Source organism: Parabacteroides sp. ASF519, from assembly GCF_000364265.2.
Lineage (GTDB): Bacteria > Bacteroidota > Bacteroidia > Bacteroidales > Tannerellaceae > Parabacteroides > Parabacteroides goldsteinii.
Genome location: NZ_AQFV02000006.1, coordinates 1,795,192 through 1,821,949 on the forward strand (window position 1 = coordinate 1,795,192; position 26,758 = coordinate 1,821,949).

Annotated in this window: 27 protein-coding genes and 3 tRNA genes; 16 read left to right on the top strand and 14 right to left on the bottom strand. The window is 43.8% G+C overall.

What is annotated here, in order from left to right; translation table 11 throughout:
- Nucleotides 1–175 precede the first annotated feature (175 nt).
- Entirely contained in the window at nucleotides 176–1,294 is a 1,119-nt protein-coding gene (locus C825_RS06935) for an IS110 family RNA-guided transposase (protein WP_010800321.1), read from the bottom strand.
- 304 nt (nucleotides 1,295–1,598) lie between these two features.
- On the opposite strand from C825_RS06935, the gene C825_RS06940 reads away from it, so the two are divergent.
- Both C825_RS06940 and C825_RS06945 read left to right on the top strand, forming a co-directional pair.
- The gene (locus C825_RS06940; RefSeq protein WP_010801955.1) at nucleotides 1,599–1,856 is read left to right on the top strand and encodes a type II toxin-antitoxin system HicA family toxin; all 258 of its coding nucleotides are present in this window, start codon (nucleotides 1,599–1,601) and stop codon (nucleotides 1,854–1,856) included.
- Nucleotides 1,857–1,867: 11 nt separating this feature from the next.
- Nucleotides 1,868–2,206 (top strand): type II toxin-antitoxin system HicB family antitoxin, encoded by a 339-nt coding sequence (locus C825_RS06945; RefSeq protein WP_007654992.1) that lies wholly within the window; start codon nucleotides 1,868–1,870, stop codon nucleotides 2,204–2,206.
- 98 nt (nucleotides 2,207–2,304) lie between these two features.
- Here C825_RS06945 and C825_RS06950 read toward each other — a convergent pair.
- The 9 genes from C825_RS06950 to C825_RS06990 all read right to left on the bottom strand — a co-directional run bounded on the left by C825_RS06950 (nucleotide 2,305) and on the right by C825_RS06990 (nucleotide 6,863).
- A tRNA-Gly gene (locus tag C825_RS06950) sits at nucleotides 2,305–2,377 on the bottom strand.
- A 15-nt stretch (nucleotides 2,378–2,392) separates the two neighbouring features.
- Nucleotides 2,393–2,477: transfer RNA gene (locus tag C825_RS06955), tRNA-Leu, on the bottom strand.
- 19 nt (nucleotides 2,478–2,496) lie between these two features.
- A tRNA-Gly gene (locus C825_RS06960) sits at nucleotides 2,497–2,569 on the bottom strand.
- An 88-nt stretch (nucleotides 2,570–2,657) separates the two neighbouring features.
- Nucleotides 2,658–3,110, bottom strand: a complete 453-nt coding sequence (locus C825_RS06965) for a Rieske (2Fe-2S) protein (protein WP_010801956.1) — start codon at nucleotides 3,108–3,110, stop codon at nucleotides 2,658–2,660.
- A gap of 4 nt (nucleotides 3,111–3,114) precedes the next feature.
- Entirely contained in the window at nucleotides 3,115–4,452 is a 1,338-nt protein-coding gene (gene argH, locus C825_RS06970; RefSeq protein ID WP_007654988.1) for an argininosuccinate lyase, read from the bottom strand.
- A gap of 11 nt (nucleotides 4,453–4,463) precedes the next feature.
- Nucleotides 4,464–4,874, bottom strand: coding sequence for an SRPBCC family protein (locus tag C825_RS06975; protein ID WP_007654986.1), 411 nt, complete (start codon nucleotides 4,872–4,874; stop codon nucleotides 4,464–4,466).
- A 16-nt stretch (nucleotides 4,875–4,890) separates the two neighbouring features.
- Nucleotides 4,891–5,529, bottom strand: a complete 639-nt coding sequence (gene pyrE, locus C825_RS06980) for an orotate phosphoribosyltransferase (protein WP_007654984.1) — start codon at nucleotides 5,527–5,529, stop codon at nucleotides 4,891–4,893.
- Between the two features lie 376 nt (nucleotides 5,530–5,905).
- Nucleotides 5,906–6,373, bottom strand: coding sequence for a glucosaminidase domain-containing protein (locus tag C825_RS06985; RefSeq protein WP_010801958.1), 468 nt, complete (start codon nucleotides 6,371–6,373; stop codon nucleotides 5,906–5,908).
- A 37-nt stretch (nucleotides 6,374–6,410) separates the two neighbouring features.
- The gene (locus tag C825_RS06990) at nucleotides 6,411–6,863 is read right to left on the bottom strand and encodes an HU family DNA-binding protein (RefSeq protein ID WP_010801959.1); all 453 of its coding nucleotides are present in this window, start codon (nucleotides 6,861–6,863) and stop codon (nucleotides 6,411–6,413) included.
- A gap of 212 nt (nucleotides 6,864–7,075) precedes the next feature.
- On the opposite strand from C825_RS06990, the gene C825_RS06995 reads away from it, so the two are divergent.
- The 5 genes from C825_RS06995 to C825_RS07015 all read left to right on the top strand — a co-directional run bounded on the left by C825_RS06995 (nucleotide 7,076) and on the right by C825_RS07015 (nucleotide 14,698).
- Nucleotides 7,076–7,312: a DUF4248 domain-containing protein gene (locus C825_RS06995; protein ID WP_010801960.1), complete on the top strand. Its 237-nt coding sequence runs from the start codon at nucleotides 7,076–7,078 to the stop codon at nucleotides 7,310–7,312.
- Between the two features lie 25 nt (nucleotides 7,313–7,337).
- Nucleotides 7,338–9,701: a DUF3987 domain-containing protein gene (locus C825_RS07000; RefSeq protein WP_010801961.1), complete on the top strand. Its 2,364-nt coding sequence runs from the start codon at nucleotides 7,338–7,340 to the stop codon at nucleotides 9,699–9,701.
- Nucleotides 9,702–10,208: 507 nt separating this feature from the next.
- Nucleotides 10,209–13,715: a DUF6383 domain-containing protein gene (locus C825_RS07005; RefSeq protein ID WP_010801962.1), complete on the top strand. Its 3,507-nt coding sequence runs from the start codon at nucleotides 10,209–10,211 to the stop codon at nucleotides 13,713–13,715.
- 284 nt (nucleotides 13,716–13,999) lie between these two features.
- On the top strand, nucleotides 14,000–14,158 hold the full coding sequence (locus tag C825_RS07010) for a hypothetical protein (RefSeq protein WP_167754488.1): 159 nt from the start codon (nucleotides 14,000–14,002) through the stop codon (nucleotides 14,156–14,158).
- A gap of 3 nt (nucleotides 14,159–14,161) precedes the next feature.
- On the top strand, nucleotides 14,162–14,698 hold the full coding sequence (locus tag C825_RS07015; RefSeq protein WP_010801964.1) for a GNAT family N-acetyltransferase: 537 nt from the start codon (nucleotides 14,162–14,164) through the stop codon (nucleotides 14,696–14,698).
- A gap of 7 nt (nucleotides 14,699–14,705) precedes the next feature.
- On the opposite strand, the gene C825_RS07020 is transcribed toward C825_RS07015, so the two are convergent.
- From C825_RS07020 to prmC, 3 genes are read right to left on the bottom strand one after another with little or no spacing between them, the layout of a single operon-like run.
- Nucleotides 14,706–15,392 carry a ComF family protein gene (locus C825_RS07020; protein ID WP_044214798.1) on the bottom strand — a complete coding sequence of 229 codons (687 nt, stop codon included), beginning with the start codon at nucleotides 15,390–15,392 and terminating at the stop codon, nucleotides 14,706–14,708.
- Nucleotides 15,376–15,864, bottom strand: coding sequence for a regulatory protein RecX (locus C825_RS07025; protein ID WP_010801965.1), 489 nt, complete (start codon nucleotides 15,862–15,864; stop codon nucleotides 15,376–15,378). Before C825_RS07025 ends, C825_RS07020 begins: the two co-directional genes overlap by 17 nt.
- Nucleotides 15,852–16,709: a peptide chain release factor N(5)-glutamine methyltransferase gene (gene prmC / locus C825_RS07030; RefSeq protein ID WP_010801966.1), complete on the bottom strand. Its 858-nt coding sequence runs from the start codon at nucleotides 16,707–16,709 to the stop codon at nucleotides 15,852–15,854. Before prmC ends, C825_RS07025 begins: the two co-directional genes overlap by 13 nt.
- A 54-nt stretch (nucleotides 16,710–16,763) precedes the next feature.
- Here prmC and ribD point away from each other — a divergent pair, with 54 nt between their 5' ends.
- From ribD to C825_RS07075, 9 genes are all read left to right on the top strand, one after another.
- Nucleotides 16,764–17,825: a bifunctional diaminohydroxyphosphoribosylaminopyrimidine deaminase/5-amino-6-(5-phosphoribosylamino)uracil reductase RibD gene (ribD, locus tag C825_RS07035; RefSeq protein ID WP_010801967.1), complete on the top strand. Its 1,062-nt coding sequence runs from the start codon at nucleotides 16,764–16,766 to the stop codon at nucleotides 17,823–17,825.
- 64 nt (nucleotides 17,826–17,889) lie between these two features.
- Nucleotides 17,890–19,320 carry a BamI family beta-barrel-assembly machinery protein gene (gene bamI, locus C825_RS07040; protein WP_044214797.1) on the top strand — a complete coding sequence of 477 codons (1,431 nt, stop codon included), beginning with the start codon at nucleotides 17,890–17,892 and terminating at the stop codon, nucleotides 19,318–19,320.
- A 79-nt stretch (nucleotides 19,321–19,399) separates the two neighbouring features.
- Nucleotides 19,400–20,119: a type IX secretion system protein PorG gene (gene porG / locus C825_RS07045; protein ID WP_010801969.1), complete on the top strand. Its 720-nt coding sequence runs from the start codon at nucleotides 19,400–19,402 to the stop codon at nucleotides 20,117–20,119.
- 8 nt (nucleotides 20,120–20,127) lie between these two features.
- A complete protein-coding gene (gene uppS, locus C825_RS07050) occupies nucleotides 20,128–20,871 on the top strand; it encodes an undecaprenyl pyrophosphate synthase (RefSeq protein ID WP_010801970.1) in 744 nt (247 codons plus the stop codon).
- 14 nt (nucleotides 20,872–20,885) lie between these two features.
- Nucleotides 20,886–23,558, top strand: coding sequence for an outer membrane protein assembly factor BamA (gene bamA, locus C825_RS07055; protein ID WP_010801971.1), 2,673 nt, complete (start codon nucleotides 20,886–20,888; stop codon nucleotides 23,556–23,558).
- 124 nt (nucleotides 23,559–23,682) lie between these two features.
- Nucleotides 23,683–24,198 carry an OmpH/Skp family outer membrane protein gene (locus C825_RS07060; protein ID WP_007654951.1) on the top strand — a complete coding sequence of 172 codons (516 nt, stop codon included), beginning with the start codon at nucleotides 23,683–23,685 and terminating at the stop codon, nucleotides 24,196–24,198.
- Nucleotides 24,199–24,267: 69 nt separating this feature from the next.
- Nucleotides 24,268–24,771, top strand: a complete 504-nt coding sequence (locus C825_RS07065) for an OmpH/Skp family outer membrane protein (protein WP_007654948.1) — start codon at nucleotides 24,268–24,270, stop codon at nucleotides 24,769–24,771.
- Nucleotides 24,772–24,852: 81 nt separating this feature from the next.
- Nucleotides 24,853–25,686, top strand: a complete 834-nt coding sequence (gene murI / locus C825_RS07070; RefSeq protein WP_010801972.1) for a glutamate racemase — start codon at nucleotides 24,853–24,855, stop codon at nucleotides 25,684–25,686.
- Between the two features lie 11 nt (nucleotides 25,687–25,697).
- Nucleotides 25,698–26,366, top strand: coding sequence for a M15 family metallopeptidase (locus tag C825_RS07075; RefSeq protein ID WP_010801973.1), 669 nt, complete (start codon nucleotides 25,698–25,700; stop codon nucleotides 26,364–26,366).
- On the opposite strand, the gene C825_RS07080 is transcribed toward C825_RS07075, so the two are convergent.
- Nucleotides 26,363–26,731, bottom strand: a complete 369-nt coding sequence (locus C825_RS07080; protein ID WP_007654943.1) for a YccF domain-containing protein — start codon at nucleotides 26,729–26,731, stop codon at nucleotides 26,363–26,365. The two genes, C825_RS07075 and C825_RS07080, sit on opposite strands and share 4 nt — an antisense overlap.
- Nucleotides 26,732–26,758 lie beyond the last annotated feature (27 nt).

The following is a 26,758-nucleotide window of genomic DNA, read 5'->3' on the forward strand; positions in this document are numbered from 1 at the left end:
TTTGTAGCTGTCCCTACATTTTGTCTATGCAGAGAGTGATAAATAATTTCCTCTTCGAGCTTGTTTGTCTCAGACGCAATTCCTTGCCAGAGCGTGCCTGTATACCAGTTTGCAAAAACGGGGTTTACTCCACCACAAATATAAGGGTCTTGGAACGCTCATTAAGAAGCAACCATTAATTCACAAATGGCATATAAGGTTGCTTTTTAGCTAATAAATTCCAAATAACAACGAGTAGCTTTCGAGCATTTGCCATTAAAGCCTTGTTGTGATTCATTCTCTTTTTCAAGGTATGATATCTGCTATAAAATTTAGATGTTTGAGTCCTGCAGGCTCCCCATGCACATTGTGTAAGCATAACACGTAAATACTTGTTTCCATGTAAAGTCTTTCTTCCTTTGATCTTTCCTGCACTTTGATCATTTCGCGGTCTTAATCCAGCCCAGCCAACTAAAGCTGATGCTGTTAGAAAGGCTTTCATGTCAACACCGATTTCTGCTATGATTCTCATAGCGCTTTCCTCTTTTATCCCAGGAGCTGTTTGAAGGATTTCCAGTTCCTCGGCATAATGTCCCTCGCAAATTATTCGCATTTTCTCTTTACACTCAAGAAGCTGACGATCATAAAGTTCCACTTCTTCCAAACTCATTTTAAGCATGTCTCTGTCTGATGAAGATACAATACCAGTCAAAGACGACTTAATAACCTCATGACAATGTTTATTACGAATACGCTTGTGAACCAACAGAGCTAATACTTCAGAATCAGTTTCACCACAGATTAATGCATTGACCACCTTACGCATGGATTTACAACCAATATCAGAAACATAATTACTCAAACGAATATTGCAACGTTGCAACGTTAGATCGATAGCAGATTCAGCTTGCTGTTTGCGACGAGTCAAATGGAAGATACGACGACTGTACTGACGTAATTCCTGTATTTTTGAATCAGGAATATAACTTCCCTTAATTAGCTCTTTCTGAAGAACAGTCGCAATCCATTGGGCATCTTTAATATCAGTTTTACGACCAGGGAGTTGACGGATGAAATAAGGGTTAACCAATTTAACATCAAAATCGCATTCCAAAATGCGCCAAATAGGAACCCAATAAATACTGGTGCTTTCCATTGCAACTTTACCAACACCATGAGAGACTAAAGTGTCACGAAGGCGATCCAGTTCCGGTGTTAAAGTTCCAAACACATCTTCAATTTTCTCACCGTTTGCTGTGAGAATACACATAAAGACACTATCTTTATGCACATCAAGACCACAAACTCTGTCCATAAGATATAGTTTTTTTGTATTACAACTTTAAAATAACGAAAGTCGGTGGAATAACAGCAGGGAGTGGTCTTTATTTTTATTAGACGCGCTTATAAATCTCAATTTTTATGTAAGTTTGCGTCTAATGGATTATTCAGAAAAGACATATAGAGAGGTAAAGAAGATATTTATACGATAGTTATAAATATTGGTGTGTCTATGAAGGGAGGGCTGTGGTAGAAATGCTATGGCCCTTTTTGTTAAATTGTAAATATGATATTGTTTGCAACTAATTAATAGTTACATTTGCAAAAAGATTAACCAAATGGGGACTAAAGAAAAACTTATAGAACGTTTTAAGGCTTTACCGTCAGATTTCACATTTGATGAATTAGAAAAGTTTTTAAAATGTTTTGGCTATGAAAAATCGAATAAAGGCAAAACGTCTGGTTCGAGGGTGGTTTATAAGAATAAGGATAAACGTCCGATCATGCTGCATAAGCCGCATCCGGGCAATATCATTAAGACATACGCCATGAAGCAGGTATTAAATGATTTGATTGAAGCAGGATTTATTAAATGAAGGAGGCTACGATGAATACATTAACTTATAAAGATTATATCGGCTCTGTTAATTTCAGCGAGAAAGATAATGTCTTCTTTGGAAAGGTAGAAGGCATTAATGCACTTGTGAATTTCGAGGGAGAAAGCGTGAGTGAATTACGGAAGGCTTTTCAAGAGGCTGTAGATGATTATCTGGCATATTGCGAAGAGGAAGGCATTGAGCCTCATAAAAGCTATTCAGGTTCTTTGAATGTGCGTATTTCGCCCGAAATTCATAATAAAATAGCCATGCTGGCTAAACAAGCAGGGATTTCTATAAATGCATTTATAAAAGAAGCATTGGAAAAACAAGTAGCATCTTCGTTCTGACATACGGCCTCGCTTTTAGAGCGGGGCTTTTTTGTTATCTCTTTTTGCAAAATAAAAAGCCCCGATATTGCAAGCAATACCGAGGCCTTTTGGAAGCGAGCGGAAGACGGGACTCGAACCCGCGACCCTAACCTTGGCAAGGTTATGCTCTACCAACTGAGCTACTTCCGCAATTAAATCAAACTGTACTCGAAGCGGGACTTGAACCCGCACAGCCGCAATGGCCAAAGGATTTTAAGTCCTTCGTGTCTACCGATTCCACCATTCGAGCATCCCTTCTCTTAGAGATGAGCGGAAGACGGGACTCGAACCCGCGACCCTAACCTTGGCAAGGTTATGCTCTACCAACTGAGCTACTTCCGCATTGTTTTCGTTTGCGTGTGCAAAGGTAGACGAAATTTTTGTATTTGCAAACATTTGACTAAAAAAATCTCTTTAGAGGATGATTTTTTTAATACCGGATTAATAATTTGTTCCCCTGCTGAGTGACATCGAATCTCGTTAATGCAAATTCTGACGGGCCATCTGACGGAGTTCCAGTACCATACGCTATTTCGTATTTGGTTCCGCACTTGGGGCATTCTGCCCAGCCGGTATTGTCAGCTTTGACCATTGTATTTTTATTTGCTTCGTGAGGACAGCAGAGGTCATAGGCATAATACTTGGTGTTACCGTTGGAATCGAATCCGCTAACCACCAGCACTCCCGAATATCCGAGTTGTGTACCGTAGTTCTGACCGCTGGTAGATGTTATTTCTTTAAAATGAAGAGCACCTACCAGGTCCTTGTCTTTGTAGGTCAAATCCAGTTCCAGATATACCCGTGCATAAGGAACATTCGAGACGTTTACCTTATTGCACGACATCGCCAACAGTACTACCAAACAAAAAAATATTCTTTTCATGTGTTTATGCTAACAGTTCCTTTTCTGCTTCGTTTACTTTACTAAACGAGAAACCGTCAATAATATTTTGCATCAGAGCAGAAATACTATCATTGCATAGATTACCGATACTACCTTCGTGCGTATGGCTGACCGCTTTATTCGGAGTGAATTTGCCCGCTTCTATATTCAGACCGACCTGTTTGTAAGCGTCGCGGAAAGGCACACCCTCCAATACGAGGCGGTTCACCTCTTCTACGCTGAACAACAAGGCATATTTGTCATCTTCCAGAATATGGTCGTTCACCTTCACTTCGCGCATCATGTGTGTTACCATGCGGATACAATCCTTCAGTTCGTCGAAAGCAGGCAGGAACACCTCTTTGATAATCTGCAAATCGCGGAAATAACCCGACGGCAGGTTGTTGCATATTAATGTAATCTGCTGCGGAAGGCCCTGTATCTTGTTGCATTTTGCGCGAGTCAGTTCGAATACGTCCGGATTCTTTTTATGCGGCATGATGCTCGAACCTGTCGTAAACTGGTCCGGCAATTTGATGAATCCAAAGTTCTGGCTGTTGAACATGCAAGCATCGAAGGCCAGTTTTGAAAGCGTTGCGGCAATGCCCGCCATAGCGAAAGCCACCGTACGTTCCATCTTGCCGCGTCCCATCTGTGCATAGACTACGTTGTAGTCCATCGAGTCGAAACCCAGCAGGTCGGTTGTCATCTGGCGATTCAGCGGGAAAGACGAACCGTATCCGGCTGCCGAACCCAGCGGGTTACGGTTGCAAACCTTATAGGCTGCCTGCATCATCTGCAAATCATCCGCCAGGCTCTCGGCATACGCCCCGAACCACAGGCCGAACGATGAAGGCATCGCAATCTGTAAATGCGTATACCCCGGCATCAGCACTTCTTTGTAACGGTTACTCTGGCTGATCAGCACCTCGAACAAGCCGTTCGTCAGTTCTACCAACTCCCGGATTTGTGCACGCGTGTACAGTTTCAAATCCAGCAGCACCTGGTCGTTGCGCGAACGTCCGCTATGTATCTTTTTGCCGATATCGCCCAGGCGGCGTGTCAGCATCAGTTCCACCTGCGAATGGACGTCTTCCACGCCCTCTTCGATCACGAACTCACCGCGGTCGGCCACGGCATAGATGTTTTTCAGCTCCGCCAGCAGAACCGTCAGTTCTTCTTTTGCGAGCAACCCGATGCTTTCCAGCATCGTTATATGAGCCATCGAGCCAAGAACGTCGTATTTAGCCAGGTAAAGGTCCATCTCGCGGTCCTTACCTACGGTAAATGTTTCGACTTCCTTGTCTACCTGTACATTTTTTTCCCAAAGTTTCTGAGCCATAATGCGGAGAATTAATAGGGCAGGGAGGCTATCACTGTTGATATTTTGTCGAGAGCGTCCTGCAACGGTTTTGATACCATCGGTTTGATAAACGGGTTCAGATCGGCGCGTATCGTCATTTTCAATCGCGTATCGGCCTCTTCCACTTGTTTCAGTTGAATCCACAAGAAGAGTGGCACGGGCGAATTGGTTGTAGTAAATTTGATCGTTTTGTTCGGTTCGCGTTCTACGATCTGAAAGGTTATTTTACCTACGGGATCGACAGCGAAACTGCAAGAGTCGCTGTCGAACTCGAAGTCTTTGATTTTATCTTGTGGAATGCGGTCCTTCACCCGTTCCAGGTTGGAAAGGTCGGACAGCATTGCATAGACACGATCCTCGTTATAGGGGATCGTTTTGATCTCACTTACAAATTCTGTCATTCCGGGTCATTTATGATTAAACACCAGGATTCCAGTTTGAGGGATCCTTACGCCATTCTTGGAGGATTGAAATTTCGGATTCGTCGATATAATCCGTGCGTACGGCTTCTTCCAGGACTGCATCGTAATTGCTCAAGGTTGTCAACTGTACTTTTGCATCTTTGAATGCTTCTACAGCAACAGGGAATCCATATGTAAAGATAGCAACCATACCGACCACATCGCAACCGAAATTACGTACTGCTTGTACGGCTTTCAGACTGCTTCCTCCGGTCGATACCAAGTCTTCGATGATGACAACTTTCGAACCCGGTTTCAGTTCACCTTCGATCAGGTTTTCCAGTCCGTGATCTTTTGGGGTAGCACGAATATAAACAAATGGAAGTCCAAGCAAATCGGCTACTAATGCACCCTGTGCAATAGCCCCTGTGGCTACACCTGCGATAGCATCTGCGTTTTCATATTTTTCGCTGATTACGCGTGCCAGTTCCAATTTGATGAAACTACGAACAGCCGGATAAGAAAGCGTCTTTCTGTTATCATTATAAATGGGTGATCTCCAGCCTGAAGCCCAAGTGAACGGATTTGCCGGTTGTAATTTAACGGCTTTAATCTTTAATAATTTTTCTGCAACTAATCTTTCCAGTGTTTTCATACAATCCTACATATATATTTATATCAGTCTGCAAAAGTAGGTAAACAGAATGAGATAACCTTGTAGAACCTGAAAAAAATGAGGGGGTAAAAAGATGTTATTAAAAATAAAAAGGCCACCGGCCAGCCTTCGGGAGGCGTTGACCGGCAGCCTTATCCCTATGGCAGCCGCAGCCGTATCCTAAGGGATGGTTTCAAATACAGGGTGATCCCTTTCCGTGCCAGGCGGAACAGCAGGGCTGGGATAAGTTTTAGTAACGATAGCCGTTTTATCATCTGTTGACGATTTAAAATGAAACAAAAAATTAAGCAAAGCAAGAATGAATTCGATGATTCGTTTGAATTTGGACATGGTCGTTTTAGGATTAAATGAATGATTAAATAATAATCTCAACAATCGCCCGTACCGTCTTCTCCATTTGGATCAGGCTTTGGCGGTAGGTTTCGCGGTCGTCGCCGTTTAGTTCGCTGATATACGGGCTGTAGGCTATCTCGCGGGCATAGGCTTCCGGATTGTTGCTGGCCTGCCAGGCGGTACGGTAGTTGTTGCGGATCAGGCGGGCGAAGTCGAGAAAGGAATTTTCGCGGGTGTCGTACCGGCGGAAATCCAGGGAGTAACTGTCGGTGTTCACCGTTGTTTTGCCACCGTGCCAGTACTGGTTACTGCAACCGTAGGCCGTCAGACCGAAATAGTTGTTGCTGCCTGTTGCCAGTTTGCTCATTCCCCATCCGCTTTCGAAGGCAGCCTGTGCCAGTATCACGGTGGGATTCATGTTGAAAGAGGCTCCCGCAGACACGGCGGCCTGCAGGGAGTTCTTGACGAAGTTGATTTGTTGTGCTGTCATAGTTTTTAATTGAAAATTGAAGATTGAAAATTAAAAATTACTCAATTTCCGGGCGGTCGCTTCCACCTCCGCTTCCGCCGCCTTCCGGTGTTTCCTGCTCTTTGCCGATGCGTTCAAGGCTTACTTTTTCGATCATGGCGCGCAGCTTATCGCCGGGGGTGAAGATGATTTTCGGTTTACGGATCATGTTGGCTTGAAAATCTTTTTCTTCGACTGTTCCGGAACTACCGATCGACAACCGGAAATTACCTAGTCTTCCAAGTTGAACTACTTCGTTGCGGAGTAAAGCTTCTTCCATCGCACGAATCAGGCCGAGAACAACCAGTGCAACGTCGCCATCGCTAGCAGTGGAACGGTCGGCTATCAATTCACAGATGGAGTCGAAATCCATCATTCCGCTCACCGGAGCAGATGCGTAATAACGTTTCGCATCTGCCGTCGCTCCTTGGGTAAGGTCTTTTTTCAAGACCAGTTTGTACTTTACTGACATGCTGTTAAATGTTTAAGGGTTAGTGTAATAAGAACTTGTTTCTGAACTACATTGCAAAGATAATACAGGCTTTCCCCTTCATGGGAGGCTGCGGGATGGTGCGTAATGTTCAGTATGTATTTTTTATTTGATAAATATTCGTCTTTTGCGGAACAACGTATTGATATAATGCTTATATTGTGGTGTGTTAATATTATAATTTATAAATAATTATGGAAGACAAAAAAACAGAAGTTTCTCCCTGGAGGAGAGCCTATGGCGTAACGGAATTCGCCCAACTGTATTTTCCCGGTCACACGCCGGTCGTTGCCTATAAACGTATGTGGGAATGGATACGCACCTCCCGCGGCCTGAAAGCCAAGCCGGAAGCCGCCGGATGGGTAAAATTTCAGAAACTATACACACCAAAACAGGTCGTCGTCCTGGTAGAACACCTGGGCGAACCCTGAAAATGTTTAATTTAATTATAAATCCATGGATTTAGAAAAACGACAAACTGTTGAATGTACGTTGTATTTTTCGGCATTCGACACGCAAACGTTGATGTTAACCACCCTCGAACGCTACATTGCTGACGTCAGAAGCGGAAAACACAAAAAAGCGGTAGAAAAAGTGCAAGCCTATTTAGCTGCCAGTGAAAATGAAAAAGCCGAAGCCGGCAAGAAGAGACTCCCTCTGCTGGTACCCGGCGGAGCGATGGCTGGAGGCCGTAAACTCGAACATATGGTTCGTTACTCCGGTTGCATCTGCTTTGATCTTGATGATGTGTTGTTGCCACCTGAGCAAATTCTCAGCCAGGCTGTGCAACTCGGTTATGTGAAAGCCGGGCATATCAGTCCTTCCCATACGGAAAACAAACTCTTCGTGCTGGTGGACAGCGATCAGGAACATCATCTGCAAGCATTCGAACAGGTGCGGGCGATGATCGAGAACGACCTCTCCGGTGTAACGGTGGATATCTCCGGCAAGGATGCCAACCGCGGTTGCTTTGCCAGCTATGATCCGGATGCTTTTTATAAAGAGGTGGCCGAAGTGGTGCATGTCCCGCAGGAAACGGTGCCGGTGGCGAAAAAGGCTCCGGCTGTCCGTGCGTCGTCCTATCCGGACAATTCGCTGTCCAACTACATTGACAAATTTGAAGCAAACAATCCTTTTGCCGGTGGCGGCCGTCATAGCTTCGTGCTCAAATTGGCTTCGGCCTTGAACAGTGCGGGGTTCGACGAAAATGAAGTGATGGCCGAATGCCTGCGCCGTTATGTGGAACCGGGCTTTGCGGAGAAGGAAATCCGGGGCATCGTCGCAGACGTGTACCGCCGTTATCGCTCGTCGCACGGCAGCAATCCCTGGTGCCCTCCGACGGCTTCCACTGGACAAAAGAGTCTCACGAGTGTCACGAGTCTCACCCCCATTTCTGAAAATCCGACTACAGAGGGTGATTCGCCTCTAGGCTTTGATATTGATCCGGATGAAGTCGGTTTGCCTCACTTCGACAGGGCGGTGATCGACCGTTTTCCCGGACTGCTTTCGGACGTCCTGAAGGTGGCTGCCGACGATCGGGAATACGACCTGATGCTCCTCTCTTCGCTGACCGTGCTCAGTACCATCATGCCGGGTGTCAGCGGCATGTTGAAGAAGCAACTTTACAAGCCTCCTTTTTATACATTAATTATAGGACCTTCCGGAAGCGGTAAGGGATGTATCAATGTTGTCCGTAAGCTGGCCGATCCCTGGCAAGACTACATCTTCGATATTTCGAAAGCGAAGGTGAAGGAATATGAGGAACAAAAAGAATTGTCGGACAATTATAAGGCGCAGGTACGTGCCGCGAAAGGAAAGAAGCCGGTAGGACTTCCTCCGGAAGAGCCGGTGCCGGTCTGTCAGAAACGTTTGCATATGAGTGGTTACACGACAACGGCGCGTATGATCGAGCAGTTGGATGTGAACAGTCCTTATGCTTCGTTTTTGTACGAGACAGAACTCGAATCGGTAAACAATACGATTATGCAGGACTTCGGAGGGTATAGCTATGTGTTGAACCAGGCTTTCCAACATGAACGGATCGGCTGTTCATCGAAAACCAACGGGACTTCTTTTATTGAGTTCCCCGAATTGGGTTTTCTGGCAACGGGCACCCCTGGCATGTTGTTGAAGCTGATCCCTTCGACCGAGAGCGGCCTTTATAGCCGTCTGCTGATTTACCGTATAACCGGCCGTGCCGACTATCAACCGCTTACATCGGTCGACGATACGATGTGCAGCGTGCGTTATTTTGAAAGGCTGGGGCAACGGGTACTTGATATGGCGGTGCATCTGGAGAAGTCTCCGACCTTCGTTGTCTTTTCTGATAAGCAGCGTAAAAGGCTTGACCGTTACTTTGAACGTGAATATAATAATGTACGCGTATTCGGGAACGATGATGTTGCTTCGGTTGTGTTGCGCCATCGCTTGATTATCTTCCGTATAGCGATGACACTGACGGGAATCCGCAAGGGTGAAACGAAGAGTACGGCGGAAGAAATCGAGATTTTGGATGACGATTTCGATATCGCTTTCCATATCGGGACCCGCTGCCTGAGTCATTCGTTGCTGGTGAGCACGTCGTTGAAGCATAGCGATACGAATCAGCGTCATAAGCTGCCGGATGCACAGGTCGACCTGTTCGATGTGATGCCGGATGAGTTTAAGACGTCGGATATAATCGATGAGGCCGGTGTCCGGGGAATTAGCCGTTCGAGTGTGTTCCGTATGTTGAAAAAAGCACAGGAATACAGCCTTGTCGTTTTAGTATCAACCGGTTACTATCGCAAGACAGAAAAAGGCAAAAATGTCAAAAAATGAAAAATGGGGGTGAGACTCGTGACACTCGTGAGACTCATTAACATTTCACCGACCTAAAACGACCTTTTTTGAAACGGATAGTTATCGCCCCGAAAACGAGTAGGCATCGGACTTCTGACGGATAAGCACCCGTTGGAAGGGTATTGAAGAAAACAGTTTATTCTACTGGGTTCGAAAAGTGCTTGTAAATTATGATTATTAATAGTTAGAGAAGTAGAAAAGACTGACTAAAAAAAAGGTTCCTTTTTTCTCGCCAGCAAAATTACGACATTCTTTTGAACCTCCAATCTTTTTCCAAATATTTTTTTCTTTTCTATATCCTTTCTTATCAATACAATAACGAAGTTAGTACAAAATTCATCCTTTTTTATACGAAAGCAAAAGAAGAGAAAAAACGTGACTAGAAAAAAGGAACGTTTAAACTCGTCATTTAACAATTTGTGACATTTTGGCGTGTCCTCTGGATAGACTTTTATAACACTATTATTAATATTAAATTTTAGAAGTATGAACAAAAAGTTTTCTACTTTGCTTGTCGGCGCATTGCTGACATCTAGTGTTGGAGCTTTCGCTACATCTACAATTAGAACAGTAGGTCATAACATTGACTTGCGTCCTAATGAGACGATGAGCGTTGCGCCTACAAAAACAATTACAAAATTTGAAAACAAGCTGTATCAGTTGTCTGATGGTAACGGTAATGTCCTGGTTCAGGAACGTAACCTGACAACTGGTGAATTGACAATGAAGTTGGTTGCTGCAGCTGATGCTCCAATCAATGCTTCTTTGTGGACAATCACGGCTATTGAAGATGCTCGTAGCGGTTATATCTTTAATTATGTGAATAAAGAAACCAACATGCCTCTGTCTATTGATGTTGCTAAAACGTTGAAAGCGACTGCTGTTCAGGCAACTGCAGATTTGGCATCTGCTAACGCTTCTGTTGTAGAGGGTTGTCTGGAAAATTGGGCATGGTATACGACAGACGATAACGGAACTACTGCTTTTCCGGTATCAAAAGTATATTCTTATTTTACAGCTGACTCTATCGCTGTTCTGCAGAAGAAAGCTGACGGTACAATCGTTACTGTAAAGTATTCTAAAGCTGTTGCCGGTACTAATGCTTCTTCTGTTACTGATGCTATCACGATTCAGCCGGTTGAAGCTGCTGCAATCGTTTTGACAGCTAACGACCTGAACAGAAAAGTCGATTTCAAGTATGAATTGGCTGATGCTGCAGCTGCAATGGGCGTTGTTGCTAGCGATACATTCTCAATCGCTTCTTCAACAGTTCCTACTACTGCAAGTGAATTCCTGAATAACAAATTCATGGCTGAAGCTGTAGGTACAGATATTACTAATGCTACAGGTTATACTGCAGATAAATTGGGTATCACTGCTACTAACAAGATGGAAGATTATGTATATCTGAAAACTACTGATAACAAATATCTGTATGTTTCTGAAAATTTCTATCCTTCCAGTTCTAAATTCCTGAAGTTGGCATTGAGCACAGGTAAATTAGCAACCGCTCCTGCCGTTACAGGTATGACGGATGCTACTTGGAAAGCTCGTTCTGCTTTCAAGGTAACTTACTATCCTTCTGTTGATAGTTTGGTATTCGAACCACTGAATGCTTTGAGCGCAAATCCGGCAAACAATGCTTGGTTGAATGGTGACTATGCTTTCAACTCTGTAAACAATAAGTTGTCTGCATTCTTTAATGCTGCTGCTACTGCTGCAACTGACTTGCAGGATTATACAAACATTGGTCAGGTAGTTGTTCGTATTGGTAATTTGACTCCGACAGAATCAGTTATCACTGCTTACAATACAGAAGTAACAGGTACTTACAATGCTGTAACTAACCCGGGTTCTCTGTTGACTAAGTTCACTTACGCAGACAGAAAATTTGCTTATCTGCAGCGTGCAACTTTGCCTGCTGGTTTGTATTTCATTAAGAATGCAACTACCGCTAAAAACTTGGTTTGTAACTTCGAAGGTACAATGATGTACGACGCTGTTGAAAAATACGAAGGTGGTGAGGTTGCTCAGAATTACAATGATATGCCTGCTACTATGTGGGTAGTTAATACTACGGGTTGTACAACAGTTGATGTTAAGAACCGTGAATATGGTGCTAATGCAACTGCATTTGCTGCTGATCCATTCGCAGGTCAATTGTATGTAGATGCTGATGGTAAATATTATACAATCAACAAGAATTACACAGGCATTGCTGCTAAAAATCAGGAATTGAATAATCTTGAATCTTATGCAATCGATGCTGTTACTGACAACGATGCTTTGACTAGCGAACATCATGGTTATCAGAACCTGACTAAGCTGAATATCTCTAAATACAATTTGGCTTATAACTTGTTTGTAAACAAGGATTTGTTCCTGGATGTAACAGCAGATAAGAATTTTGCTCCGTCTGATGACAATAGCGCTTATTTCGAAGCTGAAGCAGTTACTGCTGCAACAGATGTTAAGTTTGGTGCCGGTGTTGGTGTAGCTAATCTGCCTCAATTGGTGAGAACTGCTTATACATTGAAAGTATACGATACTAACCTGATCGACAACGATAAATATTATGTATATTTGGTTGAAGAAACAGGCGAAAACCCATACTATCAGGCTATGACAGAAGCTGAAGCTATCGAAAAATCTGCTACTGCATCCGTTCGTAAAGGTGTATTCTATCTGAAAGCTGATCAGGTGAAGGGTAGTGACAAATACTATGTATTGATCGACATCAACGAAGCTGGTATCAAAACAGCTGGCTTGTCATTAGCTACAGATAATGGTAACGTACAGGCTCATTGCATCGACGCTGTAGGCCGTATGAGTTATTTGAATCTTGACAACATCGCTTCTGAAAGAGCTTCTGCTTTCCACGTAACATCTACTCCTGTTGCTCTGTATCGTACAATTGCTGATGCAAAGACAGCTAAGATCTTCCGTCAGAGAGGTACTGCTAAAGAATATCTGTTTGAAGATTCTAACAATCAGGTAGGTGCTCCTAACTATGTAAAAGACTTTGGTTATCTGGGTCTGACTGCAGAAGGTATTGCTCCGGCAGGTAAAGGTTCAACAACTGCTATGTACGTTAAATATGTAAAAGCATCTGACGAAATCATGCCTCAGTATTTGTTTGCTGTTGATACTGTAACTGTAAAAGATGGTAAATGGTGTGCTACCGACGAACATGGATATATCCAGGAAGGTGATGCTCATAGCGACCATACTGTTCCTTATATCGGTTATCTGGCAGGTAGATTCCTGGTTAATCTGACTGACTCTATCGAAGGAAAAGATGCTATGCTTCACAATGCTGACAAGTTCAAATATTCAGGTTACGATCGTCTTGGTTTCGTAGAAGCTATCTGCCGTGTAGAAGGTGGTGTTGAATATCTGTATATCCTGAAAGGTGGCAACACTTTGGAAAGCATTCAGGCTAAATATGGCGTAGTTGATCCTGCAACATTTGATGATGCAACTGTATTCGATAAGAAAACATTGGATGGCAAACATGCTAACTATGCATTCTCTTTGCGTCTGATCAACGAAGAAGCTGAAAAAGACTTCCTGATCGAGTCTAAGGGTGAAGGTTCTGCTATTGGTTCATTCAAGGGTGCTTGGGTTAAAGTTCAGAACTCTTGCCCGGTATTGGCTAAGTTCACTACAACTGGCTCTGACCATGAAGATGAAACTGGTACTATTGAAGAGTTGATTAACAACGCTCAGATATTCAATATCGAAGATGGTCTTGACGAAGTTGCAACAGATAACGAAACTATTAATTCAGTTTCAACTGTAGCAGTAGTAGCTGGAAACGGTGAAGTAATCGTTAAGGGTGCTGAAGGCAAGAAGGTTACTATTACTAACGTTCTTGGTCAGACAGTTGCAAACACAGTTATCACTTCAAATGAAGCTGCAATCTCTACTCCTGCAGGTGTAGTTGTAGTAGCTGTAGAAGGCGAAGCTGCTGTAAAAGCAATCGTTAAATAAGAAATTATTTATAATCAATAAATTTTAAATTGACTGCGCGGTCCCGTTAGGAACCAATTACCCCGCGAGGGCGAACAAGCGGTCAGTATTAATACTAAAGTAATGAAATAAAGTTCTTCTGTTCTACCTCTGTGAAGAGTGAAAACAGACACAAACAAAGCCCGACGGAACGATCCGCCGGGCTTTCGTTGGTTAATAAACTTACTTTGTAACTTTAAAAGCGACGTTAATTATTCTATTCCGAAATAAAAGCATTATCTTTGCACCATAATATAGATTATGCTATGGCTAAACCAATTAAAGAAACTCCGGTTTTGACAGGGAAAGATGCTAAACATTTTTCTGAAAAGATTGCCAATATAAAACCAGAGTCTAAAGAGGAAAAGGAAGCTGCAAAAAATGCTTTCGAGAAATTCAAGGCCATTGCTTCATTTACTTTGTAGAAGATGGCTTTTGAAGATTTTAATTTTATACCGCTAAAGGTAGATACAGAGATAAAACCGTTTAAGTGCAAGGATGAGGACTTAAACGGTTTTTTATTGGATGATGCCCGAAAATATTTGGTCGACCTGATGGCGGTAACCTATTTGCTAGAAGATTTATCTACAAATAAAACTGTTGCTTATTTCAGTTTATTGAATGATAAAATATCGTCTGATCCGGAACAAAACTCAGTATGGAATAAGTTGAGCCGACGCATACCTAATCCTAAAAGGCGAAAACATTATCCAGCGGTAAAGATTGGACGATTGGCAGTGTCCCTTGAATATGCGCAACAAGGTTTGGGAAAAGATATTATACGTTTTATCAAATATTTATTCACTCATGGGAATCGGACGGGGTGTCGGTTTATTACAGTGGATGCATATAAGGATGCTATTGTTTTCTATCAAAAGTCAGGTTTTGATTTTATTACTGAGAAGGATAAGAGTGACGAAACTCGTTTAATGTTTTATGATTTAAAGCGTTTTGTGAGCGAGTAGCCATTTTTTACGCCATCGCTATCGCCAGCACGCTCACCCGTACTCCAGGGATCGTCAGCAGTGCTTCGGCACATGCTCCGATGGTCGATCCGGTGGTGATGACATCGTCGATAAGGAGGATGTGTTTTCCTGCCAGGACTTCGCGGTCGACGACAGAGAAAATATTCTGCATATTCAGCCAACGGTCGTAAGTCTGTTTGTGCGTCTGTGTTTCTGTCTCTTTTGTGCGTCGGAGGCTGGTGGTGTCGATCGGGAGTTTCAAAAGGGTGTTGAGGCCGCGGGCGATCCATTCGGACTGGTTGTAGCCGCGCTGTTTTCGCTTCTTGGGATGGAGCGGGACGGGGAGGAGAAGGTCCGGGCGGTCTGACAGGATCGCTTTTTGATACCTCAGGCCGGCCATACGTCCCAGACGGAAACCGATCTCACGGTTGTCGTGGTATTTCAGGGAATGGATAAGCTGTTGCACATGGCCGCCTTTTTCGTAATGCAGGAAAGCGGCTGCATGGTAAACCGGGACTTTTCCGCCGAACAGGTAGGTGGCGGGGTTCTCTTCCAGAAAATTGTGTCCTGTACGGGGCAGGTCGCAAAGACATTTCAGGCAGATATGCTCTTCCCCTCCGACGAGAGGCGTCTGGCACAGCATGCAGAGCTTAGGAAAAAAGAGGTGCAGCAGGTCATTAAAAATCTTCCTCATAATCGTTCCCGTTGAATAATTGTTTCAGACAACGGGATGCTTCCCGGCTTTCAAAGCCACGGCCGGCAGCAAAACGGAGGAGTTTGATGTAGATATCCCGTTCGTCCTTGCCTTTGGTCGATTTCTTTTTCGCCTTCAGCAATGATTGGAGGATATCGGCATATTCTTTTTCGTCTATCCCTTCCAGCGCTTCCGAACGGATGGGGGCAGGGATATTCCTTTTTTGAAGTTCGTATGCGATTTTGATGCGTCCCCATTTGTTGAAGCGCAGTTTGTCGTTCACGAAATAACGGGCGAAACGATGTTCGTCGATGAATTTTTCCTGGAGCAGACGTGCAATGATTCGCTCGCCTTCCTCTTGGGAGAGGCCGGCGGCTTTAATCTTTTTTTGTACATCCTGGATGCAGCGTTCGGCAGTCGAGCAGTAAGCGGCTGCGCGGCGTAGCATTTCGGGTTCGGTTATCTGTTCCATGTTTGTGCCTTTACGAAGCGGTCTTTACCCGATAGGTCCTGTATCAGTTCCACATTCTTGAATTCCATCATGCGCAGCATATTTACCACGGCTTCGCCCATCTGTGCGTTGATCTCGAAATAGAGGTAGCCTTTCTTTTTCAGTTTCTGTTCGGCAAAGCGGGCGATGTTATTGTAAAACAACAACGGGTTGTCGTCGGGTACGAACAGTGCTAGCGAAGGTTCGTAATCGAGCACGTTTTTCTCCATTTCCGCTTTTTCCTTCTCCATGACATAGGGAGGGTTGCTGACGATGACATCGAATTCATCTTCTATGGAATCAGCCGTTTTGGATGGCTGGAGAATATCTTTTTCGTAGAAAGTCAACTGTACGCGGTTGATCCCGGCATTTCTTTTGGCTATTTTCAATGCCTCCGGAGAGATATCGAGTGCTGAAACCTGTGCTTTCTTCAGTAATCTCCTTAAAGTAATGGCAATGCAGCCGCTACCGGTACCTACGTCCAGGATGTCAATACTCTTTTTAGCATAATCGTGTACGATCAATTCCACCAATTCTTCCGTTTCCGGACGGGGGATCAGCACTGACGGGTTCACTAGAAACTCAAATCCGTAAAAGTCTGTTTTACCGAAAATATATTGGATCGGCTCATATTTTACCAATCGTTCTACGATATTATAAATCTGTGTCTTCTCCGTCTCAGATAATTCTTTATCTTTGCAAAGTAAGAATTGGTGCGGCTGAATATCGCAAACGCGTTCCATTATCAAACGAATGAATGCTTTAATTTCACTTGGCGGATAATAATCTTTGAGCGTATTTTGTATATAGGCGACAGTCCCAGTCATATCAATTTAATTTTAATGCAAAAGTAATGCAAAAACCATTTATAAGCAAAGAAAATGGTCGAGGTTGAGAATAAATATATGGCTCGTTGTATTTCACTAGCCCGTGGCGGAGCGGGCAATGTGGCACCGAATCCGATGGTTGGAGCCGTGATCGTGCATCAGGGTAAAATTATCGGAGAAGGCTATCACCGGAAATATGGCGAAGCGCATGCCGAGGTGAATGCAATCGCTTCGGTTCGTGATGAGTCTTTGTTGAAAGAGGCTACGATATACGTTAGTCTGGAACCCTGTTCGCACTATGGGAAGACACCTCCCTGTGCGGAGTTGATTATAAAAAAACGGATACCGCGTGTGGTGATCGGGTGTCTGGATCCGTTTCCGGAAGTGTCGGGAAGAGGGGTACGGATGCTGCGTGAAGCAGGTGTGGAAGTGGTAACCGGTGTGATGGAAAAGGAAGCCTGGGAGTTGAACCGGGTGTTTATGACTTTTCAGGAAAAGCGGCGGCCTTACATTTATTTGAAATGGGCGCAGAGTGCGGACGGTTTTATGGATCGTGGGCGGACGGATAATACCTCACCGGCTGTCGTATTGTCTTCACCGGAGACGATGCGCAGGGTGCATTCTTTGCGGGCGAATGTGGCGGCTATCATGGTCGGGACACAGACGGCTTTTCTGGATAACCCTTCTCTAACGGTACGGCATTGGGCTGGAAACTCACCTGTCAGGGTGGTGCTCGACCGGACTTTACGTATTCCCTCGCATTATCATTTGTTTGACGGTACGGTGAAAACACTGGTCTTTACCGCTGGAAAAGCGGAAAACCGGGAGAATGTGGAGTACGTCACCCTCGATTTTTCACAGCCAGTCTTGCCGCAGGTGATGCACGAATTGTATATCCGTAAATTAAATTCGTTGATGGTGGAAGGAGGAGCTGTGCTTCTTGAGCATTTTCTGGAGGAGAATTTATGGGATCAGATATTTGTTGAAACAGCCCCTGTCAATCTGGAATCGGGTGTAAAAGCGCCGGATCTGAACAGGGTGGCATCTTTGTCGTTAACGGACGTGAAAAAAGTTCAGAACCACGTAATCACTGTTTTTTCACGGAAAAATCAGTGAGCGAAGTAGTTTAACGGAACTAAAATATTATAAATATTAGCCGATATTGGGAATAAAGCAAAAAATGTTTCTACTTTTGTGGCTTTATATGCAACAAACTTATTTTTGGATGAAAAATAGAATAGTACTATTTGTAGCGGGATGTATTGCATTGTTTCTGTCTTCTTGTCTGAATTCAGACGATCAGGAGTATGAGATACCTAAGGATTGTCAGATAACGGCATTCTCTGTGGATCATGATTCAATCCTGGGTGGAAAGTTAGATACAGTGAAGTTTGTGATCGATCAGGTAAACGGACGTATTTTTAACCCGGACTCCCTGCCGTTTGGCACAGAGATCGAGAAAGTTGTTTGTACAGTGTCTGTAGCAACGGGCACCTATACTATCGAAGTGACTCAGGATGCTTTGCCTGACTCTACTTTTTACTGGAATAGGGAAGACTCTTTGGATTTCTCCAAACCCGTTAAATTTGTGACTGCCGCATACGACGGTATTACAAAGAAAACGTATATCGCTCAGGTAAATGTTCATCAGATGGTGCCTGATTCCATGAGTTGGGAACTGTATGATTCTAGCGTTTTAGGATTCCCGGTGAAAGAACAAAAAGTGGTTACATGGGGGGAAGAGAATAATGAATATTATTATATGTACGCACAGGGAACTGATGCAAGCAAAGGATATTCATTATACAGTTCTTCTGTTTCCGATGCAAAAAGCTGGACGGAAATGACATTGAACGGTCTGCCGGCTGGTGAGGTTCGTCTTTCTCAGATGACTGAGTATGATGACGCTTTATTTGTGCCTACAACCAAAGGGGCGCTCTATTGCTCTGTTAACGGACAGGACTGGACGCTTGTAGATCAAACACCGTCTGTAAATGCATTGTTGGGAGCAATTAATAACGAAATAGGTTTAGGCCAGACTTCGTTCCTGTCTGCAATCGTAGAAGAGAACGGTACACGGAGCTTTGCTTTTATGGATAAGGATATGAAATGGACAACCGGTGATGTTGTTCCTGATGAATTCCCAGTAAGTGGTTTTGGTTCTTTGGCTTCTTATTCAAGTAGTAGCAAGCAAAACAGTTTGACTGTGGTTGCCGGAAAAGACAAGAACGGTAAATTGCAGAATTCAGCCTGGGGCACCATGAATGGTAAACAGTGGGTTTTGCTGACCGATATAGAATCTGATTATTTCGATAAGAGAGAAGGTGTAATGCTTTCTGCTTATGATGATAAGTTCTGCCTGATAGGTGGTATCGGTGAATCGAATAAAGCGTTTAAAGATATTTATTTCTCCATAGACAGGGGTGTGACATGGACATTGTCGGACACGCTGACTGTGATGCCGGAAGATTATAAAGCGAGAGGTTTTGCTTCCGTTTTAGTGGATAAAGAGAATTTTATGCTAATTTTCGGCGGTAAAGAGAATAATAATGCAAATGATCTGGACCAGATCTGGAAAGGCCGTATAAACCGTTTAGGTTTTAAGGATTGAGAAAGTTCGTGGAGGAAAGTATAATTTTAGGAAGAATTTAGCGTTAGAAAAAGAGGTGTAGAACATAACAGCATTGCATATGACTTCAACTTTTTTTCAACGGATTCTTATACTGATACTGATGGCCGGCTCATTTACCGGTCTCCACGCACAGGAATATAAATATGAAATAGGCGGAATGGCCGGTGGCGCTTTCTATATGGGAGATGCCAACAAGAATGCTTTCTTTAAAGGAATGAATCCGGCAGTGGGAGCAGTATTCCGTTATAATGCCAACTTCAGATGGGCTTTCAAAGGCAATCTGATGTGGGGACAGGTTTCAGGCAGCACGGAAGGACTGGAAAATGTTTTTCCGGACAATGCGCAGGCATCGTTCAGCCGTAGCCTGGTAGAACTGGGCGGACAGATGGAGTTTAACTTCTTTCCGTACAGTGATAAATTTGCTTATGCAGGGGCGAAGCGCTTCACTCCTTATGTATTCCTGGGATTAGGAATTACATACGGAACAGGTAATGAAGCGTTTTTCGGACCGAATATCCCGTTAGGGGTAGGCGTAAAGTATAAGATCAAGAACAGGATTAACCTGGGATGCGAGTTCTCGTTCCGTAAATTGTTCGGAGATAAATTCGATGTTACGAACGGGGATAATGCAATACTGGATAATCCGTATCAGATAAGTGGCAGTTTCTTGAAGAACAAAGATTGGTATTCATTTTTACTGCTATCTGTTACCTGGGACTTTGGTCCGCGTAACAGGCCATGTAATAGTATAAACAGCAACAGTACGTTTAGATACTGAGAAACACTATGTCATTGATAGAGGAAATAGACAAAGATCGCTTGCCGCAACATGTGGCGATTATTATGGATGGAAACGGACGTTGGGCCAAAGCGCAAGGGAAAGACCGGAGCTATGGACACCAGGAGGGCGTTGTTTCCGTGCGTAGAGTGGTAGAGGCGGCAACGACGATTGGACTGAAGTACCTGACAGTGTACACATTTTCGACAGAAAACTGGAACCGGCCTGAAGCGGAGGTGAAGGCGTTGATGAGTCTGCTTGTCTCCGCCATCCATCGCGAAACTCCGGATCTGATGAAAAATAATGTACGTCTGATGGCGATCGGTAATTTGGACCGTCTGCCGGAGGATGCGCATGCAACGTTGCTGGATTGTATAAAACAAACTTCTGCCAATACGGGAACTACCCTGGTATTGGCTCTTAGTTATTCTTCCCGCTGGGAAATAACAGAAGCTGTCAGACAGCTCGCCGTTCAAGTACTGGAAAAGAAAATAAACCCCAACGATATAACCGAGACAGTGGTCTCGGACCACCTGACGACCAAAGGCATTCCCGATCCGGATCTGCTGATTCGAACCGGAGGAGAAAAACGCATCAGTAACTTTCTGCTGTGGCAATGTTCGTATGCGGAGTTCTACTTTACCGATGTTTTTTGGCCGGCATTCAGAGAAGAAGAGTTGTATGAAGCTATATTGTATTACCAGCAACGTGAACGCCGTTTCGGTAAGACAAGTGAGCAATTAATCTTATAAACAATAGCTGTTATATGTACAAAAGAATAGTGCTGTTTTTTATTTTCCTAGGTTTTGCCTGCGGAGCATTTGCCCAGGAAAGTGACACTACCCAGGTTGAAGTATCGGCAGAAGTGCCGGTCATTAATTATTCGTCGACGCCGAAGCGGTATAAGATTGCCGATATTAAGGTGACGGGTATTAAGAATTATGATGATTTCGTGTTAATCGGTTTCTCCGGATTATCGGTAGGTGACGTGGTCACTATCCCCGACGCCGGAGGTGAGATTACAACAGCGGTAAAGCGTTTTTGGAAACACGGATTGTTCTCGGATGTAAAAATCCTGGCAACCAAGATTGAAGGTGACCAAGTCTGGCTGGAAATTCAGTTGAAACAACGTCCCCGTATATCGGAAGTAAATTATCATGGTATCAAGAAAGGAGAGAGGGAAGACCTTGAAGCCAAGTTGGGTTTGAAGAAAGGTTTTCAGGTAACTCCCAACCTGATGGACCGTGCAAAGATCGTTATTCAGAAGTTCTTTGACGGCAAAGGTTTTAAGAATGTAGACGTTGATATTGTACAGCGTGACGATTTGTCGAAAGAAGGCGAGGTGATCGTTGATATTAATATCGATAAGAACGAAAAGACAAAGATCCACCGTATTTACTTCGAAGGTAATGAAGCGCTATCAGCAAGGGACCTGAAGAAGGCGATGAAGAAGACGAATGAAAAGTTCAGTCTTCCGAACGACTGGAAAACCAGTATCCTGGAAGCATTCAGTACAAAGAAGTTTACTACTGAAGAATACGAGAATGATAAAAATAATATTATCGCTAAGTACAACGAACACGGTTATCGTGATGCAGTGCTGCTATCGGACAGTGTTGTCAACTTTAATGAAAAGAAAGTCGACATCTACCTGAAGGTTGAAGAAGGTGATAAATATTATCTGAAAGATATCCGTTTCGTGGGTAATACGCAGTATGCATCTGACTTTTTGGAATCAATCCTGGGAATGAAACCGGGAGAGGTGTATAACCAGAAGAAGTTGAATGAACGTTTGACGACAGACGAAGATGCGGTTTCCAATGTGTATTATAATAATGGTTATATCTTCTTCAGTGCCGACCCGGTAGAAGTGGATGTGGATAACGACTCTATCTCTTTGGAAGTACGTATCCAGGAAGGCCCGCAGGCTACCATCAACCGTGTAATCATTAATGGTAACGACCGTTTGTATGAAGATATCGTACGTCGTGAGCTTCGTACCAAGCCAGGTATGTTGTTCAGCCGTGAAGACTTGATGCGTTCCGTTCGTGAAATTGCCCAGATGGGACATTTCGATCCGGAAAATATGGAGCCGAAGCCGATACCTGATCCGGAGAACGGAACAGTGGATATCCAATATAACCTGACATCGAAGGCGAACGACCAGATTGAGTTCTCGGCCGGTTGGGGACAAACAGGTGTGATCGGTAAGTTGAGTCTGAAGTTTACGAACTTCTCCATGAAGAACTTCCTGAATCCGAAAACTTATAAAGGTATTATCCCGCAGGGTGAAGGCCAGACATTGACATTGAGTGGACAAACTAACGGTCGCTACTATCAGGCTTATAGTATTTCATTTATGGACCCGTGGTTCGGCGGAAGACGTCCGAATACTCTTTCTGTAAGTGCTTATTTCTCCAAACAGACTGATATCAGTAGTAACTACTATAATAACAGCATGTCGAATTATTACGGTGGCTATCCTTATTATGGAAATAGCATGTATGGCGGTTACTACGGTAACTATGGCGGTTATTATAATAATAACTATGAATTGGCATACGACCCGGATAAATCGATTATGATGTTCGGTCTTTCTGCCGGTTATGGTAAGCGTCTGAACTGGCCGGATGACTACTTCCAGTTTATGGCTACATTGAATTATCAGATGTATATCATGCATGACTGGGCATACTTCCTGGTGCAGAACGGTACTTGCCACAATGTAAACCTGGAATTGATGTTGCAGCGTAACTCTATCGACAACCCGTTGTATACTCGTAGCGGTTCGCAGTTCTCTATGTCAGTCAGTGCTACTCCTCCTTATTCTTTATGGGACGGAAAGGACTATGCTAATATGTCGGACGATAATCCTGATAAGTTTAAGTTTATCGAGTATCATAAATGGAAGTTCAAAGCAAAGATCTTCTCTCCGTTGGCTCCGAGAGCGATCAAACGTACACCGGTATTGATGACACGTGTTGAATACGGATTCCTGGGATCTTATAATAAGCACAAACGTTCTCCGTTTGAAACATTCTATATGGGGGGTGACGGTATGAGCGGATACTCCAGTACGTATGCAACTGAAACGATTGGTTTGAGAGGTTACGAAAACGGTAGTATTGCCGGTAATGGTGGATATAACTCTTATGGTTATGCTTACTCTCGTCTGGCAATGGAATTACGTTATCCGTTCCTGTTGGAACCGTCTTCTACGATTTACGGTCTTGTATTTGCTGAAGCAGGTAATGCATGGCGAGATTTGAAGAGCTTTAATCCGTTTGACTTGAAACGTTCTGCCGGTGTTGGTGTACGTATCTTCTTGCCGATGATCGGTTTGATGGGTATCGACTGGGCGTATGGTTTCGACAAGGTGGATGGTGCTCGTAGTGCAGGTGGAAGCAACTTCCACTTCATCATCGGACAGGAGTTCTAATAATAAACAATGGATTAATTTAAAATTAACAATTCATCGTCAAGCGTTAACCATAATTCGTTGGAACAAAGTAAACCCTCTGCTATATTTGCAGTCAGAGAGTGAAACTATAAAAAGAAAGCGTATGAAGAAGATTATTGTTTTGAGTTGTATGATGCTCCTTTGCTCTTTTGCCGGTATGGCACAAAAGTTTGCCTTGATAGATATGGAGTATATACTAAAAAATATTCCGGCTTATGAGATGACGAACGAACAGCTGAGCCAGGTATCGAAGAAGTGGCAGAATGAGGTGGAAGCTATCCAGCAGGAAGCACAAAACATGTATAAGACCTATCAGAGTGATTTGGTATTCCTTTCTGCCGAGATGAAAACGAAGCGTGAAGAGGAGATAGTGAAGAAGGAACAGGAAGCACAGGACCTGAAACGTCAGTATTTCGGACCGGAAGGCGAGTTGTACAAGAAGCGTGAAAGCTTGATGAAACCTATCCAGGATGAAATCTATAATGCCGTAAAGGAGATTTCGGAAGACAAGGGGTATCAACTCGTTGTTGACCGTGCTTCGGCGATGAGTATTATTTTTGCTTCTCCGAAGATAGATATCAGCAATGAAGTGCTGTTAAAGTTAGGATATTCAAAATAAATGCTTACATTTGTGCGCTTTATGCACAAAATAACATGATTGATTAATAACAATAATATTTTATAGAAAATGAAGAAACTGATTATTTTTTTGTTGATGATCCTCCCGTTAGGAGTTTTTGCTCAGGAAGCAAAGGTGGCAATTGTTAATTCGCAGGAAATTATGATGGCTATGCCGGAAATAGCAGCTATGCAGGAAACAATGAAGCAGATGAATGACAAATATGCGGGTGAGATGAAGACGATGGAGGATGAATTCCAAAAGAAATATACAGATTATATCGCTCAGCAGGATTCAATGACTGAAAATATCAAACTGAGAAGAACACAGGAATTGGAAGATATTCGTCAGCGTGTTGAAAACTTTACACAGGTTGCACAACAGGATATGAATAAAAAACAGCAGGAATTGTTGGCTCCGATCCAGGATAAGCTTAGAAATGCTATCAAAGCTGTAGGTGATGAAAAAGGCTATGCTTATATCATCGATAACAATCCTGGTATCGTTCTTTATACCGGCAATGCTGCAATCGATGCTACTCCGTTGGTAAAAGCTAAATTAGGTTTGAAATAATAGATTCTAATTAGAGATATAACAAAGGATGCCTTTCTATGGAGGGCATCCTTTGTTGTATTATATAAAGAAGGAAGAAATATGTTTTCACAAAAAGCAGGACCTATCGGGATTTTTGATTCTGGCTATGGTGGATTGACAGTCTTTGATAAGATCCGCCAGGCAATGCCTGAGTATGACTATATTTATCTGGGCGATAATGCACGTACACCTTATGGACCACGTTCATTTGAGGTGGTTTACCGTTTCACCCGCCAGGCCGTAATGAAATTGTTTTCCGAGGGGTGTCAGTTGGTGATTCTGGCGTGTAATACGGCATCGGCGAAAGCCTTGCGTACCATTCAGCAGCGTGATCTGCCGGACTGGGATCCGGCCCGCCGTGTGTTGGGAGTTATTCGTCCGACGGTGGAAATGATGGATCAGGTCAGCACTACAAAACATATAGGTATTCTGGGGACAGCCGGAACAATATCTTCACACTCCTATTTACTGGAGATAGAGAAAATGTTTCCTCATATCACTGTGACGGGAGAGTCCTGTCCGATGTGGGTTCCATTAGTTGAGAACAATGAGTTCGATTCTCCCGGAGCGGATTATTTTGTACAAAAACATCTGGATCATATTCTGTCGGTCGATCCCCGGATAGATACACTGGTACTGGGATGCACGCATTATCCGCTTTTAATCGGCAAAATCAGACAGTATTTGCCGCAGGGGATAACCGTCTTTGCGCAGGGAGAATACGTGGCAGATAGCCTGAAAGACTATCTAAACAGGCATCCGGAAATGGACTGCCGGCTTACGCGTGGCGGAGAATGCCGTTTCCTGACTACAGAGTCTGCCGCGAAATTCTCGGAGGCAGCCTCAGTCTTCCTGAATGATCCGATAGAAGTGGAGCAGATATCTATTGATTAAAAAAGAATCCGATGAAGTGGCCGAAGCATATATTCCTGTTAGCGGTACTGTTTGTTTGTGCCTGTGCCGATGCGGAAGAACTGGATACCTATCTGCGCAATAAAGGACTGGTCGATATCTCTGCACAGGATTCTTCCATTCGTGTACAACTGGTTTATGCAACTCCCGATAATTTTATGGGGGAAGCAGTTTATTCCGGAATCACGCGTGCCTGGCTTCATCCGGATGCCGCCGGGAAACTTATCGCGGCTCAACGGCTATTGAAAAAAGAAAATCCCGACCTTACGTTGGTTGTTTATGATGCGGCCCGCCCAATGTCCGTACAACGTAAAATGTGGGCACTTGTTCGCGGAACCGATAAGGTGAATTATGTCAGCAATCCGGCTAACGGCGGCGGATTGCATAATTATGGAATGGCAGTAGATGTAACTATCCTTGATAAAACAGGCGCTCCCCTTCCTATGGGAACGCCATTCGATTTCTTTGGCGAAGAGGCTCATACGAATAATGAAGAGGCTTTATTGGATGCCGGGAAAATAGATCGCACAGCCTATGATAACCGACGTTTGCTTCGCCGGATCATGAGAAATGCCGGGTTCCGCATCATTCCTTATGAATGGTGGCATTTCAATGCTTGCAGCCGGGCAGAAGCCCGGCAAAGCTATCCTGTTTTGGATTAGTTGATATTCTTACCGAAAGGAGTCAGGGCAAGGGCTGCCATCTTGAAATGTTGTCTTCCCCAGGGGATACCGATGATGGTGATACACAGCAGTAACCCGAATCCCAGGTGTGTCAGGCAGATCCAGAAACCTCCGAGTATGATCCATAGAATGTTCATGATAATGCAGAGGCAACCTCCGGAATTGCCATTATCCGTAACCGTGCTACCAAAAGGCCACAAAGCCAGCAGAGCCAGTTTCAATGTCTGTAGTCCGAATGGAATGCCGATGATCGTAACCATCAGCAGGAGGCTTGAGACCAGATATTCAATACTGGTGATCAGTCCGCCGAATATTAACCAGATGATATTACCTAAAAATTTCATACTTGCGTGATTTATAGTTCCTACAAA